14 protein-coding genes are annotated in these 16,759 nt (G+C 73.2%); all 14 read right to left on the bottom strand.

Annotation, left to right across the window (positions count from 1 at the left end):
* Nucleotides 1-38 precede the first annotated feature (38 nt).
* Entirely contained in the window at nt 39-1,316 is a 1,278-nt protein-coding gene (locus tag LQ327_RS31235; RefSeq protein WP_230740213.1) for a TrpB-like pyridoxal phosphate-dependent enzyme, read from the bottom strand.
* Nucleotides 1,317-1,354: 38 nt separating this feature from the next.
* Entirely contained in the window at nt 1,355-1,699 is a 345-nt protein-coding gene (locus tag LQ327_RS31230) for an RNA polymerase-binding protein RbpA (RefSeq protein ID WP_230740211.1), read from the bottom strand.
* Nucleotides 1,700-1,753: 54 nt separating this feature from the next.
* Nucleotides 1,754-1,990 (bottom strand): preprotein translocase subunit SecG, encoded by a 237-nt coding sequence (secG, locus tag LQ327_RS31225; RefSeq protein WP_169183036.1) that lies wholly within the window; start codon nt 1,988-1,990, stop codon nt 1,754-1,756.
* Nucleotides 1,991-2,330: 340 nt separating this feature from the next.
* Nucleotides 2,331-3,113, bottom strand: a complete 783-nt coding sequence (gene tpiA / locus LQ327_RS31220; protein WP_230740209.1) for a triose-phosphate isomerase — start codon at nt 3,111-3,113, stop codon at nt 2,331-2,333.
* Nucleotides 3,113-4,321, bottom strand: a complete 1,209-nt coding sequence (locus LQ327_RS31215) for a phosphoglycerate kinase (protein WP_230740207.1) — start codon at nt 4,319-4,321, stop codon at nt 3,113-3,115. The genes tpiA and LQ327_RS31215 overlap by 1 nt, the downstream gene beginning before the upstream one ends.
* Nucleotides 4,321-5,337, bottom strand: coding sequence for a type I glyceraldehyde-3-phosphate dehydrogenase (gene gap / locus LQ327_RS31210; protein WP_230740205.1), 1,017 nt, complete (start codon nt 5,335-5,337; stop codon nt 4,321-4,323). Before gap ends, LQ327_RS31215 begins: the two co-directional genes overlap by 1 nt.
* A gap of 169 nt (nt 5,338-5,506) precedes the next feature.
* Nucleotides 5,507-6,514, bottom strand: a complete 1,008-nt coding sequence (gene whiA, locus LQ327_RS31205) for a DNA-binding protein WhiA (protein WP_230740204.1) — start codon at nt 6,512-6,514, stop codon at nt 5,507-5,509.
* A complete protein-coding gene (locus LQ327_RS31200) occupies nt 6,505-7,707 on the bottom strand; it encodes a gluconeogenesis factor YvcK family protein (RefSeq protein WP_230740203.1) in 1,203 nt (400 codons plus the stop codon). Before LQ327_RS31200 ends, whiA begins: the two co-directional genes overlap by 10 nt.
* Complete coding sequence (rapZ, locus tag LQ327_RS31195) at nt 7,704-8,594, bottom strand: RNase adapter RapZ (RefSeq protein ID WP_230740202.1); 891 nt, start codon at nt 8,592-8,594, stop codon at nt 7,704-7,706. The genes LQ327_RS31200 and rapZ overlap by 4 nt, the downstream gene beginning before the upstream one ends.
* 16 nt (nt 8,595-8,610) lie before the next feature.
* Entirely contained in the window at nt 8,611-10,626 is a 2,016-nt protein-coding gene (gene uvrC / locus LQ327_RS31190; RefSeq protein WP_230740201.1) for an excinuclease ABC subunit UvrC, read from the bottom strand.
* 101 nt (nt 10,627-10,727) lie between these two features.
* Nucleotides 10,728-11,294 (bottom strand): MarR family transcriptional regulator, encoded by a 567-nt coding sequence (locus LQ327_RS31185; RefSeq protein ID WP_230740200.1) that lies wholly within the window; start codon nt 11,292-11,294, stop codon nt 10,728-10,730.
* Nucleotides 11,295-11,927: 633 nt separating this feature from the next.
* Nucleotides 11,928-12,653 (bottom strand): PIG-L deacetylase family protein, encoded by a 726-nt coding sequence (locus LQ327_RS31180; RefSeq protein WP_230740198.1) that lies wholly within the window; start codon nt 12,651-12,653, stop codon nt 11,928-11,930.
* Between the two features lie 10 nt (nt 12,654-12,663).
* Nucleotides 12,664-13,614, bottom strand: a complete 951-nt coding sequence (locus LQ327_RS35095; RefSeq protein WP_230740197.1) for an SWIM zinc finger family protein — start codon at nt 13,612-13,614, stop codon at nt 12,664-12,666.
* On the bottom strand, nt 13,604-16,759 hold the full coding sequence (locus LQ327_RS31170; RefSeq protein ID WP_230740196.1) for a DEAD/DEAH box helicase: 3,156 nt from the start codon (nt 16,757-16,759) through the stop codon (nt 13,604-13,606). Before LQ327_RS31170 ends, LQ327_RS35095 begins: the two co-directional genes overlap by 11 nt.

Below are 16,759 nucleotides of genomic sequence, written 5' to 3'. Positions count from 1 at the left end.
GTGCGTGGGCCGGGATACGCACGCACGGGGCCGAAGGCCTAAGGCTCCTCGGGCAGCGTCCCCGCCAGGTGGTCCTCGTAGGCGGAGAGGTCGAGCAGGCCGTGCCCGCAGTAGTTGACGAGGATGACCCGCTCCTCGTCCTTCGCGGTCGCGTCGTTCGCCTCGGCGATCGCCGACGCGATCCCGTGGCCCGCCTCCGGCGCGGGCAGCTTCCCCTCGACGCGCGCGAAGAGCACGTTCGCCTCGAACACCGCCTTCTGCCGGTGCGCCACCGCCTCCATCCGCCCCTCGTGGACCAGCTTGGAGATGATCGGCGAGTCGCCGTGGTAGCGCAGCCCACCGGCGTGGATGCCGGGCGGCATGAAGTCGTGGCCCAGCGTGTACATGTTCATCATCGGCGTGAGGCCCGCCGTGTCGCCGAAGTCGTACTCGTAGGACCCGCGGGTCAGCGTCGGGCACGAGGCGGGCTCCGCCGCGAGCAGGCGCACCGCGGGGTCCGGCAGGAACGGCAGCGCGACTCCACCGAGGTTCGAGCCGCCGCCGCAGGGCGCGATCACGACGTCGGGCCGGGTCTCCCCCGCCTGCGTCAGTTGCTGCTGCGCCTCCAGCCCGATGACCGTCTGGTGCAGCAGCACGTGGTTGAGCACCGAGCCGAGCGCGTAGTGGGTGTCCTCGCGACCGACGGCGTCGCGCACGGCGTCCGAGATGGCCGCGCCGAGGGAGCCGGCGTTGTCCGGGTCGTCGATCGGGGACGGCACGACGCTCCCGCCCCAGGTCTCCATGATCACCTTGCGGTAGGGCTTCTGCTCGAAGCTCTTGCGGACCATGTAGACCGCGCACTCGAGACCGAACTGCGCACAGGCGAAGGCGAGCGCGGTGCCCCACTGGCCCGCGCCGGTCTCGGTGGCGAGGCGGGCAATGCCCTCGCGCGCGTTGTAGTACGCCTGCGGCACCGCCGAGTTCGGCTTGTGCGAGCCGGCGGGCGAGACCGACTCGTCCTTGTAGTAGATCCGCGCCGTGGTGCCGAGCGCCGCCTCGAGCCGGCGAGCCCGGATCAGCGGCGTGGGACGCCACAGCCGCAGGACGTCGAGCACCTCACCCGGGATGTCGATCCACGGGTCCGCCGACATCTCCTGGCCGATGAGCTCGGCCGCGAAGAGCGGCGCGAGGTCGTCCGGACCCACCGGCTCCCGGGTGACCGGGTGCAACGGCGGGTCCAGCGGACTGGAGAGGTGAGGAGCGACGTTGAACCACGCCGACGGGATGTCGGCCTGGCTCAGGGTGAAGCGCGTGTCGGAGATCTCAGGAGCGGCCACCCGGCCACTCTCTCAGGTCTCCGGCCGTGTGGAGAGGGTCAGTTCTCGCCGCGGCGGGCGCGCAGCTTGGCGAGCGCCTCCTCGAGCAGCGCCTCGCCGTCGGCGTCCGAGCGGCGCTCCTTCACGTACGCGAGGTGCGTCTTGTACGGCTCGGTGCGCCGCGCGGGCGGCGGGTTCTTCTCGTCGGTGTTGGCCGGCAGGCCGCAACGCGGACAGTCCCAGGTGGTGGGCAGCTCGGCGTCGTGGGCGAACGACGGCTGCGTGTGATGGCCGTTCGAGCACCAGAAGGAGACGACGATCCGTTGAGCGCTCTCACCCCGCTCGGACTCGCCCATCGGACCGGACCCGACCCGGGTTCCCCGGATCGCGTTGCCAGTGGCCATGTCGGCGTTCCCTCCGCATCGTCACAGGCCCGTTCCGGCGGTCCGGGCCGGCGGTCAACCCTCGATCTTGATCAGGAGGCCCGTCCCGACGATCGCGATCAACCAGATCGCGCCGACGAAGAGGGTGAGGCGGTCGAGGTTCTTCTCGACCACGCTGGAGCCCGCGAGGCTCGACTGCACTCCGCCCCCGAAGAGCGACGAGAGGCCACCGCCCCGGCCGCGGTGCAGCAGCACCAGCAGCACCAGCAGCACGCTGGAGACGATGAGCAGAATGTCGAGGAACAGTCGCATCTCGGGCTCCGTGACCTCCGTCTATCCGGTGCTCCGCGGCCTCGGCCTGCGGAGCGGGCGTCCATCGGTCACACTACCCGGCCCCTCCCGGGGGAGGGCCTCGGGTCACACCCGTTCCGGCGCGGACCTCGGAAGGCTCAACGAACGTCCGCGTCGCAGGTCACTCCCGGGTCTCGACGGTTCTCGGTTCCTTGTCGAGCGAAGGGCACCTTCGCTCGGATAGACCGCCGATGGGCGCCCTTCGCCGGATCGTCCCGCCCTGTCCCGGAACGACCGAAGGGCCCCTCCGCTCGATCTAGTCGAGCGACGGGGCCCTTCGGTCGGAACGGGACGGAGAGACCTACAGCGGCCCACCCGCAGCGAGCGCGCACAGCTCCGCGAACCCCTCCGGGTCCAGCGAGGCCCCGCCGACGAGCGCCCCGTCGACGTCGGGCTGCCCGACGAGGTCCTTCGCGTTGTTCGACTTCACCGAGCCGCCGTAGAGGATCCGCACCGCGTCGGCGACGGCGTCCCCGTGGGTCTCCCGGAGCCGCTCACGCAGCGCGTGGCAGACCTCCTGGGCGTCCTCGGTGGTCGCGGTTTTCCCGGTGCCGATCGCCCAGATCGGCTCGTAGGCGACGACGACCCGCGCGACGTCCTCCGACGACAGCCCGGCCAGGGCCCCGTCGAGCTGGCCGGTGCAGTGCCCGACGTGGCCGCCGGACTCCCGGACGTCCTCACCCTCGCCGAGGCAGAGGATCGGCGTGAGCCGGTTGCGCAGCGCGGCCCCGACCTTGCGGTTGACCAGCGCGTCGTCCTCGCCGTGGATGGTCCGCCGCTCGGAGTGCCCGACGACGACCCAGGTGCAGCCGAGCTTCGCGAGCATCGCTCCGGAGACGTCCCCGGTGAACGCGCCCGAGTCCTCCGGCGAGAGGTCCTGGCCGCCGTAGCTGATCGGCATCGAGTCGGCGTCGGTCACCGTCTGCACGCTGCGCAGGTCGGTGAACGGCGGGCAGACCGCGACGTCGACGTGGTCGTAGTACTTGGTCGGCAGCGCGAAGTAGAGCTTCTGGACCACCCCGATGGCCTCGAGGTGGTTGAGGTTCATCTTCCAGTTGCCGGCGATCAGCGGCTTGCGTGCCACTAGGGGCCCTCCTCGAGCACGGCGATACCGGGGAGCTCCTTGCCCTCCAGGAACTCCAACGACGCACCGCCTCCGGTGGAGATGTGTCCGAAGCGCTCCTCGTCGAGCCCGGCCGCGCGGATCGCCGACGCCGAGTCCCCGCCGCCGATGACGCTGAACGCCGAGGACGACGCGACCGCCTCGGCGACCCCCGTCGTGCCCGCAGCGAACGGCGCCATCTCGAACACGCCCATCGGCCCGTTCCAGAACACCGTGGCGGCGTCGGCGAGGTGCGACCCGAACGCGGCGACCGTCGCCGGCCCGACGTCGAGGCCCAGCCAGCCGGCCGGGATCTGGTCGGCCGGGACGGTGCGGGTGTCCGCGTCGGCGGAGAACTCGCTCGCCGCCACCACGTCGCTCGGCAGCACCAGCGTGTCGGCGTACTTCGCGAGCAGGTCGCGGCAGGTGTCGATCTGGTCGGACTCCAGCTTGGAGCCGCCCACGTCGTACCCCTGCGCGGCGAGGAAGGTGAAGCACATCGCGCCGCCGACCAGCAGCGTGTCGACCTTCGGCAGCAGGTTGGTCAGCACGGCGAGCTTGTCGGAGACCTTCGAGCCGCCGAGGATCACCACGTACGGCCGGGCCGGGTCGCCGGTCAGCCGCCGCAGCACCTCGGTCTCCCGCGCGACGAGGTCGCCGCCGTAGGCCGGGAGCTTGCGGGCGATCTCGTAGACGGACGCCTGCTCACGGTGCACCACGCCGAACCCGTCGGAGACGAACGCCCCGCCCGGGACGAGCTCCGCCAGCTCCGTCGCGAGCGCGTCCCGCTCGGCCGGGGTGCCGGTCTCGCGCGGGTCGCACCGCACGTTGGCCAGCAGCGCGACGCCGCCCACCTTCACGTCCTGCGCGACGTCGCGCGCCGACTGCCCGACGACGTCCTCGGCCAGCGAGACCCGGTCGTCGATCAGCTGGCCCAGCCGGCCGGCGACCGGGGTCAGGGTCGAGAGCGGGTCACGCCCCGGCGGCTCGCCGCCCTTCGGCCGACCGAGGTGCGCCATGACGAGCACCCTCGCCCCGGCCCCGACGAGCTTGGTGATCGTCGGCAGGGCGGCGCGGATGCGGCCGTCGTCGGTGATCGTGTAGCCGTCGAGGGGGACGTTGAAGTCGGCCCGGACCAGGACGTACCGGCCCTGGACGCCGTCGCTGATGAGGTCGTCGACGGTGTGCATCAGAGCTTGGAACCCACCAGCGTGGTCAGGTCCACGACGCGGTTCGAGTAGCCCCACTCGTTGTCGTACCAGCCGATGATCTTCACGGTGTTGCCGTTGAGGACCTTCGTCATGCCGGAGTCGAACGTGCACGAGGCGGGCGAGCCGACGATGTCCGACGAGACGATCGGGTCCTCGGTGTAGACGAGGACGTTCTTGAGCTCGGTCTCGGCCGCCTTCTTGAAGGCCGCGTTGACCTGCTCGACGGTGACCTCCCGGTCCAGCGTCGCGGTGAGGTCGGTGACCGAGCCGTCCGGCACCGGGACGCGCATCGCGACGCCGTTGAGCTTGCCCTCCAGGGCCGGCAGGGCGAGCGCGGTGGCCTGGGCGGCACCCGTCGTCGTCGGGATGATGTTGACCGCGGCGGCGCGGGCGCGGCGCAGGTCCTTGTGCGGGGCGTCGTGGACGCGCTGGTCGCCGGTGTAGGCGTGGACCGTCGTCATGAAGCCGGTCTGCAGGCCGAACGCGTCGTGCAGCACCTTCGCCATCGGGGCGACGCAGTTGGTGGTGCAGGAGGCGTTGGACAGGATGCTCTGCGTGCCGTCGTAGGACGAGTCGTTGATGCCCATGACGACGGTGAGGTCCTCGCCCTTGGCCGGGGCGGAGATGACGACCTTCTTGGCGCCCGCCTTGAGGTGCTTCCCCGCGCCGTCGGCGTCGGTGAAGATGCCGGTCGACTCGATCACGATGTCGGCGCCCAGGTCGCCCCACGGCAGGTTCGCCGGGTCCTTCTCGGCGAACGTCTTCACCGTCCGGCCGTTGACCGTGAGCGAGCTGTCGTCGTACTCGACGGTGCCGTCGAAGCGGCCGAGGACCGAGTCGTACTTCAGCAGGTGCGCGAGCGTCTTGTTGTCGGTGATGTCGTTGACCGCGAGCACCTCGATGTCGGCGGTGCCGGCGGCGCGCTGGACCTCGAGGGCGCGGAAGACGTTCCGCCCGATCCGTCCGAAGCCGTTGATGCCGATCTTGATGGTCACAGGGCGTTGTCCTGTCTCTCGTGGTCTCCTGCGCCGCGGCGGCGCTCGTGGCTCCGCAGCGGCGTTCCCGCTGGCAGCGCGACCCTAACGAAGCGGGCGCCTCTCGCCGACCCGCTGAGCGGTGGTGTGCGCAACCGCTCTCGACCGTGCCGGTGAGGCGGGCCGCGCGCTACCGCTCGTGGCCCGCCGGGACCTCGACCATCTCCTCCATCTCCTCGCTGACCGCGGCGGAGGTGTCGGGGACGCGCATGTCCTTGGCCTTCTTGTCCGCCATCGCCAGCAGGCGCCGGATGCGCCCCGCGACCGCGTCCTTGGTCATCGGCGGGTCGGCGAGCTGGCCGAGCTCCTCCAGCGACGCCTGCTCGTGCTGCACGCGCAGCCGGCCGGCCATGATCAGGTGGTCGGGCACCTCGTCGCCGAGCAGCTCCAGCGCGCGGTTGACGCGGGCGGAGGCGGTGACCGCGGCCTTCACCGAGCGGCGGAGGTTGGCGTCGTCGAAGTTCGCCAGGCGGTTCGCGGTCGCGCGGACCTCACGCCGCATCCGCCGCTCCTCCCACTGCAGCACCGACGAGTGCGCGCCGATCCGCGTGAGCAGCGCCCCGATGGCGTCGCCGTCGCGGACGACCACGCGGTCGGCCCCGCGGACCTCGCGCGCCTTCGCCGCCACGCCGAGGCGCCGGGCGGCGCCGACGAGCGCCATCGCGGCCTCCATGCCCGGGCAGGTGATCTCCAGCGCGGACGAGCGGCCCGGCTCGGTGAGCGACCCGTGCGCCAGGAACGCCCCGCGCCACGCGGCCTCGGCGTCGCACACCCCGCCCGAGACGACCTGCGGCGGCAGCCCGCGCACCGGCCGGCCGCGCGGGTCGAGCAGGCCGGTCTGGCGGGCGAGGGAGTCGCCGTCGGCGGCCACCCGCACCACGTACCGGGTGCCCTTGCGCAGGTTGCCCTGGGAGAGCACGTGCACCTCGGGCTGGTGCCCGTAGAGGTCGTGGATCTCGCGGCGCAGCCGGCGGGCGGCGTTGCCGGTGTCGAGCTCCGCCTCGACGACGACCCGCCCGTTGACGATGTGCAGCCCGCCCCCGAAGCGCAGCAGTGCCGACACCTCGGCGCGGCGGCAGCAGGTCTTCGTGACGGAGAGACGGCTCAGCTCGTCCTTCACCGCAGCGGTCATGGCCACCGGAGATCCTCCTCCTCGTAGCGTCGCGAGTCGCCGGTCGGGGTGAAGAACACGTCTCCGGCCCCGAAACGACGACGTGCTCCGCTCCCCCACTCATCGACTCGTGCGTCCCACTCGTGACGTGGGACGCGATCCGGCGAGGCGGCACTGCCCGCCGCCTCGCGCAGTGCCCCGGCCAGTGCCACGGGATCGTGGCGCGGGGCGCCGCCGGCCTCGCCGACGGCGGTGAACAGGGTCTCGGCGCCGAACGCCTCGGCGCCGCGACGGAGCCGGTCGGGCTCCGGGACGGCCTCCGGGTCGGCGACGACGACGTCGAGGCGCAGCCGCGGTGCGTGCTCCGCCAGGGCGTCGAGGTGCTGCTCCGGGGAGAACCCGGCGGTCTCGCCCGGTTGCGGCGCGAGGTTGAGCACGAGCACGCGCCGCGCCTCGGTCTCGCACAGCGCGGTGAAGATCTCGGGCACGAGCAGGTGCGGCATGACGCTGGTGAACCACGACCCGGGCCCGAGGGTGACGACCTGGGCCGTCCGGATCGCCTCGACCGCCTCGGCGCACGCCTTGGGCCGGCGCGGCACCAGCCGCACCTGCCGGACCTGGCCCGGCGTCGTCGCGACGGCCACCTGCCCGCGGATGCGGTGCGCGACGTCGTCGCCCTCGCCACCGCTCGCCGTCGCCGAGAGCCCGAGCCCGGTGACGTCGGCCTCGATGTCGACCGCGTGCGGCGCCATCGGCAGCACCCGGCCCCGCAGGCCCAGCAGCCGGCACGCCTCGTCGAGGGCCTTGACCGGGTCGCCGAGGACGTCGAGCAGGCCGGCCAGCACCAGGTTGCCGACGGCGTGGCCGGCGAGCGCCCCGGACCCGCCGAGCCGGTGCTCGAAGACCTGCCGCCACGTCGAGGTGTCGGTGGGCCCGGTGTGGTCGCGCTCGGCCAGGGCGTCGAGGGCCATCCGCAGGTCGCCCCACGGGAGGATGTCCAGCTCGCGGCGGATCCGGCCCGACGACCCGCCGTCGTCGCCCACCGTCACCACCGCGGTGACGTCGTCGGTCAGCCGGCGCAGGGCCCGCAACGTCGCGTGCAGGCCGTGCCCGCCGCCGAGCGCGGTCGCCTTGAACGGCGCGCCGGGCGCCTCCGGGGTGTGGCCGTTCGCGGCCCCATGGGTCGAGCTCCGCTGCGCGTCGTCTCCCGGCCCACTCATTCGCGACCCACGTCCCGGTGCGAGACGGTCACCCGCACCCCGTCCTCACCGGCCATCCGCCGGGCCAGCTCCTCGGCGATCGCGACGCTGCGGTGCCGCCCGCCGGTGCACCCGACGGCGACCGTGAGGTAGCGCTTCCCCTCGCGGCGGTAGCCCACCCCGACGAGGCGCAGCAGCGCGAGATAGGCCTCGAGGAACTCCTCGGCGCCCTCCTGGGAGAGCACGTAGTCGCTGACCACCGCCTCGCGGCCGTCGTGCTCGCGCAGCTCCGGGATCCAGTGCGGGTTGGGCAGGAAGCGCACGTCGACGACGAGGTCGGCGTCGGCCGGGAGTCCGTGCTTGTAGCCGAAGGAGAGCACGGTGACGCTCGACCCGACCTCGGCGGCGCTCTCCGCGAACGCCTCCTCGACGGCCTTGCGCAGCTCGTGGACCGAGCGGTGCGAGGTGTCGACGACGAGGTCGGCCAGGTCGCGCAGCGGGGCCAGCAGCTCCCGCTCGGCGTCGATGCCGTCCACGAGCCGGCCGTCGCCCTGCAACGGGTGCGAGCGGCGGTTGGCCTCGAACCGGCGGATCAGCACGGCGTCGTCGGCGTCGAGGAAGACCACCCGCGGGCGGGCGCCGCGGGTGTCCAGCTCCTTGAGCGCGGAGCCCAGGTCGGCGGTGAACGCGCGGCTGCGGACGTCCATGACGACCGCGATCCGCGTCACCTGCCCCTGGGAGCGCGCGCCCAGGTCGACGACCGTCTCCAGCAGCTCGGGCGGGAGGTTGTCGACGACGAACCACCCGAGGTCCTCGAGCACCTTCGCCGCGGTGCTGCGTCCCGCGCCCGACACCCCCGTGACGATCGCGACCTCGACGCCCCCGTCGGGCGTGTCCGGTGTGCTCACCCGGCTGCCCCTCGCGTCATGACGCCTCTCCTTGATCCGCGGTCGGGTCCGGCTGCTGCGCCCCGTCGCCGTTCAACGACGCGAGCACCGCCTCGGCGGTGCGCCGACCCACCCCCGGCACCTCGGTGATGTCCTCCACCGACGCGGCCCGCAGCTTCCGGACCGAGCCGAAGTGCTTCAGCAGCGCCGTCCGGCGGGTCTCGCCGAGCCCCGGGACACCGTCGAGCGCCGAGCTCGTCATCCGCGTCGACCGCTTCTGGCGGTGGTACGTGATGGCGAACCGGTGGGCCTCGTCGCGCACCCGCTGGAGCAGGTACAGCGCTTCCGAGGCACGCGGAAGGATGGCAGGTGCCTCCTCGCCCGGTAGCCACACCTCCTCCAGCCGCTTCGCGAGCCCGCAGACGGCGACGTCGGTGATGCCGAGCTCGGAGAGCACCTCCTGCGCCGCGGCCACCTGCGGGGCGCCACCGTCGACCACGAGCAGGTTCGGCGCGTAGGAGAACTTCCGCGGCCGACCCGTCGTCGGGTCGATCCCGGGCAGCGGGCCGTCGAGCTGGGCGGGGTCGACCTCGCCGGACTCCGGTGCCTCGTCGGACCCGTCGTCGGCGGTCTCCTTGAGGTAGCGCGCGAAGCGGCGCCGCACGACCTCCGCGATCGCTGCGACGTCGCCGCCCTCGGCGCCCCCGCGGATGGAGAACCGCCGGTAGTCCGACTTCTTCGGCAGGCCGTCCTCGAAGACGACGAGGCTCGCGACGACGTCCGAGCCCTGGACGTGGCTGACGTCGGTGCACTCGATGCGCAGCGGCGCCGAGTCCAGCTCCAGGTACTCCTGGATCTCCTCGAGCGCGGCGCTGCGCGCGGTGAGGTCTCCGGCGCGCTTGAGCTTGTGCTGGGTGAGCGCTTCCTTGGCGTTGCGCTCGACGGTCTCGGCGAGGGTCCGCTTGTCGCCCCGCTGGGCCACGCGCAGGCTCACCCGGGAACCGCGCAGACCGGACAGCCACTCGGTGAGCACCGACTGGTCCTCGGGCATCGCGGGCACCAGGACCTCGCGCGGGACCGGCTGCACGGCATCGTCGGCCGAGCCGGCCAGGGCCGCCTGCTCGCCGTAGAACTGCGCGAGGAACTGCCCGACCAGCGCCTCGAGGCCGTCCTCCTCGCCGCGCTCGACGACCCAGCCGCGCTGGCCGCGCACCCGCCCGCCGCGGACGTGGAAGACCTGCACCGCGGCCTCGAGCGGGTCGAGGGCGAATGCGACGACGTCGGCGTCGGTCCCGTCGCCGAGCACGACCGCCTGTTTCTCGACGACCCGCTTGAGCGCACCCGCGTCGTCGCGCAGCCGCGCCGCCCGCTCGAAGTCCATCTCGGCCGATGCGGCCTGCATCTCTTTCTCGATGCGGCCGATGAGCTGGTCGGTGTGCCCGGCGAGGAAGTCGCAGAAGTCGTTGACGATCTCCCGGTGCTCCTCGGCGCTCACGCGTCCCACGCACGGGGCGGCGCACTTGCCGATGTAGCCGAACATGCACGGCCGCCCGATCTGGCCGTGGCGCTTGAAGACGCCCGGCGAGCAGACCCGCGCCGGGAAGACCCGCGTGAGGAGCTTCAGCGTCTCGCGGATGGCCCAGGCGTGGGCGTAGGGGCCGAAGTAGCGGACGCCCTTGCGCCGGGGGCCGCGGTAGACCTTGAGCTGCGGGTACTCCTCGTTCAGCGTCACCGCGAGGACCGGGTAGGTCTTGTCGTCGCGGTACCGGACGTTGAACCGCGGGTCGAACTCCTTGATCCAGTTGTACTCGAGCTGGAGGGCCTCGACCTCGGTGGTGACGACGGTCCACTGCACCGCCGCCGCGGTGGTCACCATGCGCCGGGTCCGCGGGTGCAGGCCGGCGAGGTCGGCGAAGTAGGAGTTCAGCCGACTGCGCAGGCTCTTGGCCTTGCCGACGTAGATCACGCGCCCGTCGGCGTCGGAGAACCGGTAGACGCCCGGCGCCTCCGGGATGGTTCCCGGGGCGGGGCGGTAGGTGCTCGGATCGGCCATGGCGGGTTCCAGCGTAGGCGTGTCCGCTCAGCGTGTCGGCGTACACCCATGCGGGTGGAATCGGCGTGTCGGTCGGCGTGTCTCGTGCTGGGACACTTGCGTCACGGCGTGTCGGCTCGACGCCCGCGGCGCTCCTTGTCCCACTCCTTGCGCCTCCGCTCGAGGGTGCGCAGGAGCCGCCGGTCGCCCCGGGATCGGGCGCGTGTGGTGAGGATGTCCGTCACGCGCGTCAGGAACAGCAGGACGGCTTCCCTGGCCTGCGGGTCGAGCGCATCGGCCGCCGCGGCGAGCGGGCTCCGGACGTCCTGACGCGACGCGTCGACGACGGTCGTGGTCTCCGCCGCCCGCATGACGAAGCGGGGAGTGCCGGGCTCGTCGAGCCGCTCGACCCAGTCGCGTTCCTCCAGGCGCGTCACCGCCCGGGACGTAGCGGCGTGGCTCAGGGCGACGCGGTCCGCGAGCGCGGCGACCGTCAGCTCAGGGACGACGCCGAGGACGTCGACGATCGCGAGCATGCTCGGGTCCAGGCCGAGCTCGTCGGCGTTCCCGCGGTGCAGTGCGGTGGCCGCCGTGAGCAGACGCTGCAGGATGTGGTCGGCGATCTCGGCATTGACGGGATCCCGTTCGGCGCCCCACGGCGAGGTCGGGACGACGGAGATGTCGGGCACGGTGAGAACGGTAGGGACGATCTCGCGTCCTCCGGGGCTGTTCGGGACGATTCGGCGGCACTCGGCCCGATCTCGTCGTGCGCAGCGCACACGTCCCTCCTCGGGTCGCCGAGGATCGGATGTGCGGGGCGCACACGGTGGGCCGGGTGGCGTGGTGCTCCGGGGTTGATGTGCGGGGCGCACACGGCGAGCCGGGATCGCGTGGTGCCCCGACGTACACGTGCGGGCCGCACACGGCGGGCGCTGCTTCCGTGAGCGCGCGTCTCCCTGAGTCAGGGGCCCTCATGATCAGCAGGCCCGTATGGCTGCCGTCCGGACAGCTGGCGACCACCCAGGCCTGATGATCATGCGTGGAGGCTGCTCTCCGCACGCGGCCCGCACGGTGGAGCGCGGATGAGTGGATCGGTGTGCGCTCGCCAGCGCGCCTCTGTCGCGGGTGCATGGCGGAGGCCGAAGAACGGCGTCCCGTGTGCGCGAAGCACGGCTGCGACAGGGCGGTGCACGTGCGGAGCCGACCGTGTGCGCGGCGCGCAAGCGCGAAGCACCGCTGCGAGAGAGCGGTGCACGTTCGGTGCTGACCGGGTGCGCGGCGCACACGCGGTGGGGAGGTGAGCGGGCGACCCCGGCGCCGTCCTATTTCGTGTCGAGGACGAGGAACCCCTCGGCGTAGCGGCGCTGGTCCTCGGGGGTCCCGTCCTCGCACCAACCCGCGGCCTTGGCCTGGGCGTAGCCCCACATCCGCATCCGGTCGCCGAGCTCGTCCATGTGACCGGTCTGGCTCTCGTGGGCGCGGAGGGCGGCGACCTTGGCGTCCATGTAGTCGGTGATGTCGATGTAGAGGTCGGCGCCCTCACCGGGGTTGGCGATCCACGTCTCCCCCACCGTCCACGCCTCCAGCCCCTCCTCGGCGAGGAGCTCGGGGTGCGCGAACGGGTTGCGGGCGTCGGGGTACACGGCGCACATGGCGGCCTCGCCCGCGGCGATGTGGTCGGGGTGGCTGCCGTAGGTGCTGCGGATGTTGCGGGTCGGCGAGGGGACGACGACGCGGTCGGGGCGATGCCGCCGGATCGAGCGGCTGATGTCGCGGCGCAGCTCGTGGGTGACGTAGAGCCTGCCGTCGGGATGTCCCAGCCAGTCGATCTCGCCGACGCCGTACACGTCGGCCGCCGCGCGCTGCTCCTTGCGGCGCAGCTCGGCCATCTCGATCCGCCCGACGGCCTCGTCGTACCCACCGGCGTCGCCGTCGGTGCAGATGCAGTAGTCGACGGAGTTCCCCTCGGCCACCCAGCGGGCGACGGTGCCGCCGCTGCCGAAGTCGATGTCATCCGGGTGCGCGACGATCATGAGGATGCGTGCCACGGCACCTTTTCTACCCGTTCGGCGCCCCGAACCGGCGGTAGAACGGCCGCAGTGCTTCCCGGGCGTCGATGTCGTCGCCGTCCGGTTCCCCCGCGACGAGCACTCCCAGCGGCGGCATCTCGTCGAGCAGCGCCTCCGAGCGGCCGGGGTCGGGGACCGAGCGCACGACCTCGGGCAGCGGTCCGCCCGCGGAGAAGAACCGGTCGACGACCGCCGCCAGCGGCGCGACGGCGGGTTCGGCGTCGTCCCGGCGGGACCGGATGCCGGCGAGCAGCGTCGTCCGGTCCCGGCCGCGCCACCGCAGGATGAGGAACGGGTCGTCGTCGAACCGCTCCGCCACGAGGTAGGCGACCGCCGCGAGGTGCTTGCAGGGCACCGACCAGTCGGGGCACGAGCAGTCCATCGGCATCTCGCGAGCGCCGGTCGGGAAGAGCGAGAGCCCGACCGAGGCGAAGACGTCCTCGAGGTCGTCGGGCACGGTCCCGCCGAGGAGTGACGCGGCGTACCAGGAGTCCCGGGCGAACGCGTCCTCGACGGCCTCCCACGCCTCGTCGGCGAACGGGGTGAGGCCGATCCGGGCGCGGTACGGCTCGTTCCGGCTGCCCTGCACGGTGGCGGCGATCTCGCCCGGCTCGATCTCCAGGTCGATCACCTGGCCGGCCCGGGCGTAGGTCTTGCCGCGGGTCAGGCGGCCGCCGACGCCCAGCTTCTCCAGGACGGCGAGGAACCGCCCGGACCACCAGGACTCGCCGATCGCGCCGCGCCTGCTCTTCGCGGCCACCCCGCCCTCGACGCGGATCCGGCGGCCGTACTCGGAGAAGTCGCGCGGGCCCCGGTCGTCGGGAGCACCGTCGCCGGAGGCGCCGCCGTCGGGAGCACCGCCGTTGTCGGGAGCCTGGTCGCGGGGATCCGGGAACTTCTCGCGGAACGGCTTCTTCCGCGGCGGGGGTTCAGGCGGCACCGGCGTCCCCGTCCAGGTCCACGGGCTCGTCGTCGGGCTCGTCCTCGTCGGGCCCCTCGTCCTCGGAACCGGCCGCGTCGTCCAGCGCGACCACCCGGCGCAGTTCCTCGGCGGAGAGCCCGGTGAGCCAGTCGGGGTCGTCTCCCCCGTCGCCGATCACCTGGCCGGCGAGGACCCGCTTGCCGGCGATGAGGTCGTCGATGCGCTCCTCGACGGTCCCGCCGCACACCAGTTTGCGGACCCCGACGGTGCGCTTCTGGCCGATGCGGAACGCCCGGTCGGTCGCCTGGTCCTCGACGGCGGGGTTCCACCAGCGGTCGAGGTGGATCACGTGCTGGGCCGCGGTCAGCGTCAGTCCGGTCCCGCCCGCCTTGAGCGAGAGCAGGAAGAGCGGCGGTCCGTCGCCGGACTGGAACTGCTCGACCATGCGGTCCCGCGCCCGTCGGGAGGTCCCGCCGTGCAACCAGAGCACCTCGACGCCGAACCGGGCCGCCAGGTGCGGCGCGAGCATGTCCCCGAACTCGGTGAACTGGGTGAACAGCAGCGCCTTCTCCCCGGCCGCGAGGATCTCGGCGACGATCTCCTCGACGCGGGCGAGCTTCCCGGAACGGCGGCCCATTCCCTGGCCCGGCTGCGCGGATCCGTCGTGGAGCAGCAGCGCGGGGTGATCGCAGACCTGCTTGAGCTTCGTCAGTGCCGCGAGCACCCGCCCACGGCGTTCGATGCCCTGTTTCCCCGTGGTCTCGAGGTCGTGCAGCGTCTCGGTCATCTCGTCGACGACCACCTGGTACAGCGACGCCTGCTCCGCCGTCAGGAAGCAGCGCTCGATGGTCTCGATCTTGTCCGGGAGGTCGTCGACGACGGCGGGGTCGGTCTTCACCCGGCGCAGCAGGAACGGCCGTACGGCGGTCTGCAGGCGCTTCGCGACGTCGGTGCGGCCGTGGCGCTCGATCGGCACGGCGTAGCGGTCACGGAACGCGGTGATCGTGCCGAGCAGGCCCGGATTCACCGCGTCCATGATCGACCACAGCTCGGCCAGCCGGTTCTCCATCGGCGTGCCGGTCAGCGCGAGCCGGTGGCCGGCCTCGATGGTCCGCACGGCGCGGGCGGCCCGGGAGCGGTTGTTCTTCACGAGCTGCGCCTCGTCGAGCACGAGCCGGTGCCACGGGTGGCGGGACAGCTCGGAGACGTCGCGGGTCAGGGTGCCGTAGGAGGTGACGACGAGGTCCGCGTCGGCGAGCAGTGCGGTGAGGTCACCGGTGGCCCGGCCGGCGCCGTGGTGCACGACGACCCGCAGGTCCGGCACGAATCGCGCGGCCTCCCGCTGCCACGTCCCGACGACGGAGGTGGGGGCGACGAGGAGGGTCGGTCGCCCCGGGGCGTCGGCCTCGTCGTCGTAGCGCTCGTGCGCCTCCAGGGCGAGGACCTGCAGGGTCTTGCCGAGCCCCATGTCGTCGGCGAGCACGCCACCGACCCGAAGCCCGGCCAGGAACGCCAGCCACGACACCCCACGGCGCTGGTAGGGCCGCAGCGTGGCCTCGAGCGCGGGCGGGTCGTCGAGCAGCGCGAGGTGGGACTCGGCTGCCCCGGACAGCAGATCCCCGAGCGCTCCCCCGGCCGAGATGTCCTCGATCGGCACCGGCGCGGCCCACTCGGGCGGGAGGTCGTCGTGGTACGTCGCGTGGAGGGCGAGGACGTCGCCGACGGTGGCCGACTCCGGCGCCCGGTCGAGGAACTCGAGTCCGGCGCGGAGCCGGTCGCGGTCGAGCGCGACCCACTTCCCGCGCAGGAACACCAGCGGCGCCTTCGCGTGGACCAGGCTGCGCATCTCCTCGTCGGACAGCGGCTCACCGTCGACGGCCAGGCGCCAGGAGAACTCGACGAGCTCCTCGCGCCGCAGCCGCCCGGGCACCGCGACGACGCCGTCCGGGGTGGCCCCGCCCTCCGCGTTCGCCGTCAGTCCGAGGCGGGCCGGCTGCGACCACCAGCTGGGCAGGAGCACCCCGAACCCGGCGCGGTCGAGGTCGGCGGCGACGGAGAGCAGGAAGTGGTGGGTGCCCTCGCGGTCGAGCTCCAGGCCGGTCGGGCGCGGGACCCGCAGCGCGTCGGCGAGCTCGGGGTAGAGGCTCGCCGCGCGGCCGAGCTCGGCGAGGAGCAGTTCGCTCGGGTCGTCGAGCCAGCGGCGCAGTGCCCCGGCGTCGCGCCAGATCGACTCGGCGGTCACCCGCAGGCTGGCGTCCTGGGTCGACTGCAGTGAGAACTCCAGCCAGAACCGCGGCTCGCCCTCGACGGCGTGGCCCAGGTGATCCACGGCGATCTCGGTCAGGCGGAACGTGCCGCGCGCGGGCCCGGCGTGGGGGGCGCCGACGACGTCCCACCGCCCGAGCCCGGCGTCGAGCGCCCCGGTGGCGGCTGCGTCGAGCAGGTCCGGCGACGGCGGGTCCTCGCCGGCGAGGCGGTGGCGGGCCTCGGCGTCGACGAACGCGGTGAGGGCCTCGGTGACGACGTCCGCGGGGTCGGGTCCGACGCCGGCGCGCACGGGATACCCGTCGAGCGCCTCGGCGCGGACCGCCGGCGGGAGGGCGGCCGCGAAGGCGTCGGTGGCGACGAGGTCGCGCCCCTGCAGTACCGGGCGCCAGCCGAGCGCGTGCTCCTCGTGGTCCGGATCGGGCGCCGGGAGTACCCGACCGCGGGTGACGAGGTCGGCGGCGAAGCGGCCCAGCGCGCGCAGCACGTCGAACTCGGCGCCCTCGCCCGGCAGCGACTCGGAGCGCAGCAGCGCCCCGGCCCCGAGCTCGAGGACGGGCACGGTCCACGGGGCGAGCGCGACCGCTGATGTCAGCGATGGCCCATCGCTGTCGTCAGGTGGGCGGACGGCGCCATCCACGTGCCGGGACGGTCCGGCCACCGGCGCCCGATCAGCCGCATCGGGCCCCCCGGTCGACGGCAGGTGCAGCACGGCCTGGCCTTCCGCGCCGGTCGTCCCGAGTGCCGCCGCGACCGCGCGCAGCTGCTCGTGGTCGGCCGCGAACGGGTGCGGGCGGGCTCCCCGTGCCTTGCTGGTGCCGCGGTCGGCGCGCGCGGGGTCCTCGGCCCAGAGGCAGATGCCCCGGCCCGGGGACCAGGCGGCGTGCAGCGCGAGCAT

It is taken from the genome of Actinomycetospora endophytica (assembly GCF_021026375.1).
Lineage (GTDB): Bacteria > Actinomycetota > Actinomycetes > Mycobacteriales > Pseudonocardiaceae > Actinomycetospora > Actinomycetospora endophytica.
The sequence above is the reverse complement of the archived record's forward strand: the minus strand, read 5'-3'. Positions and strand labels throughout refer to the sequence as shown.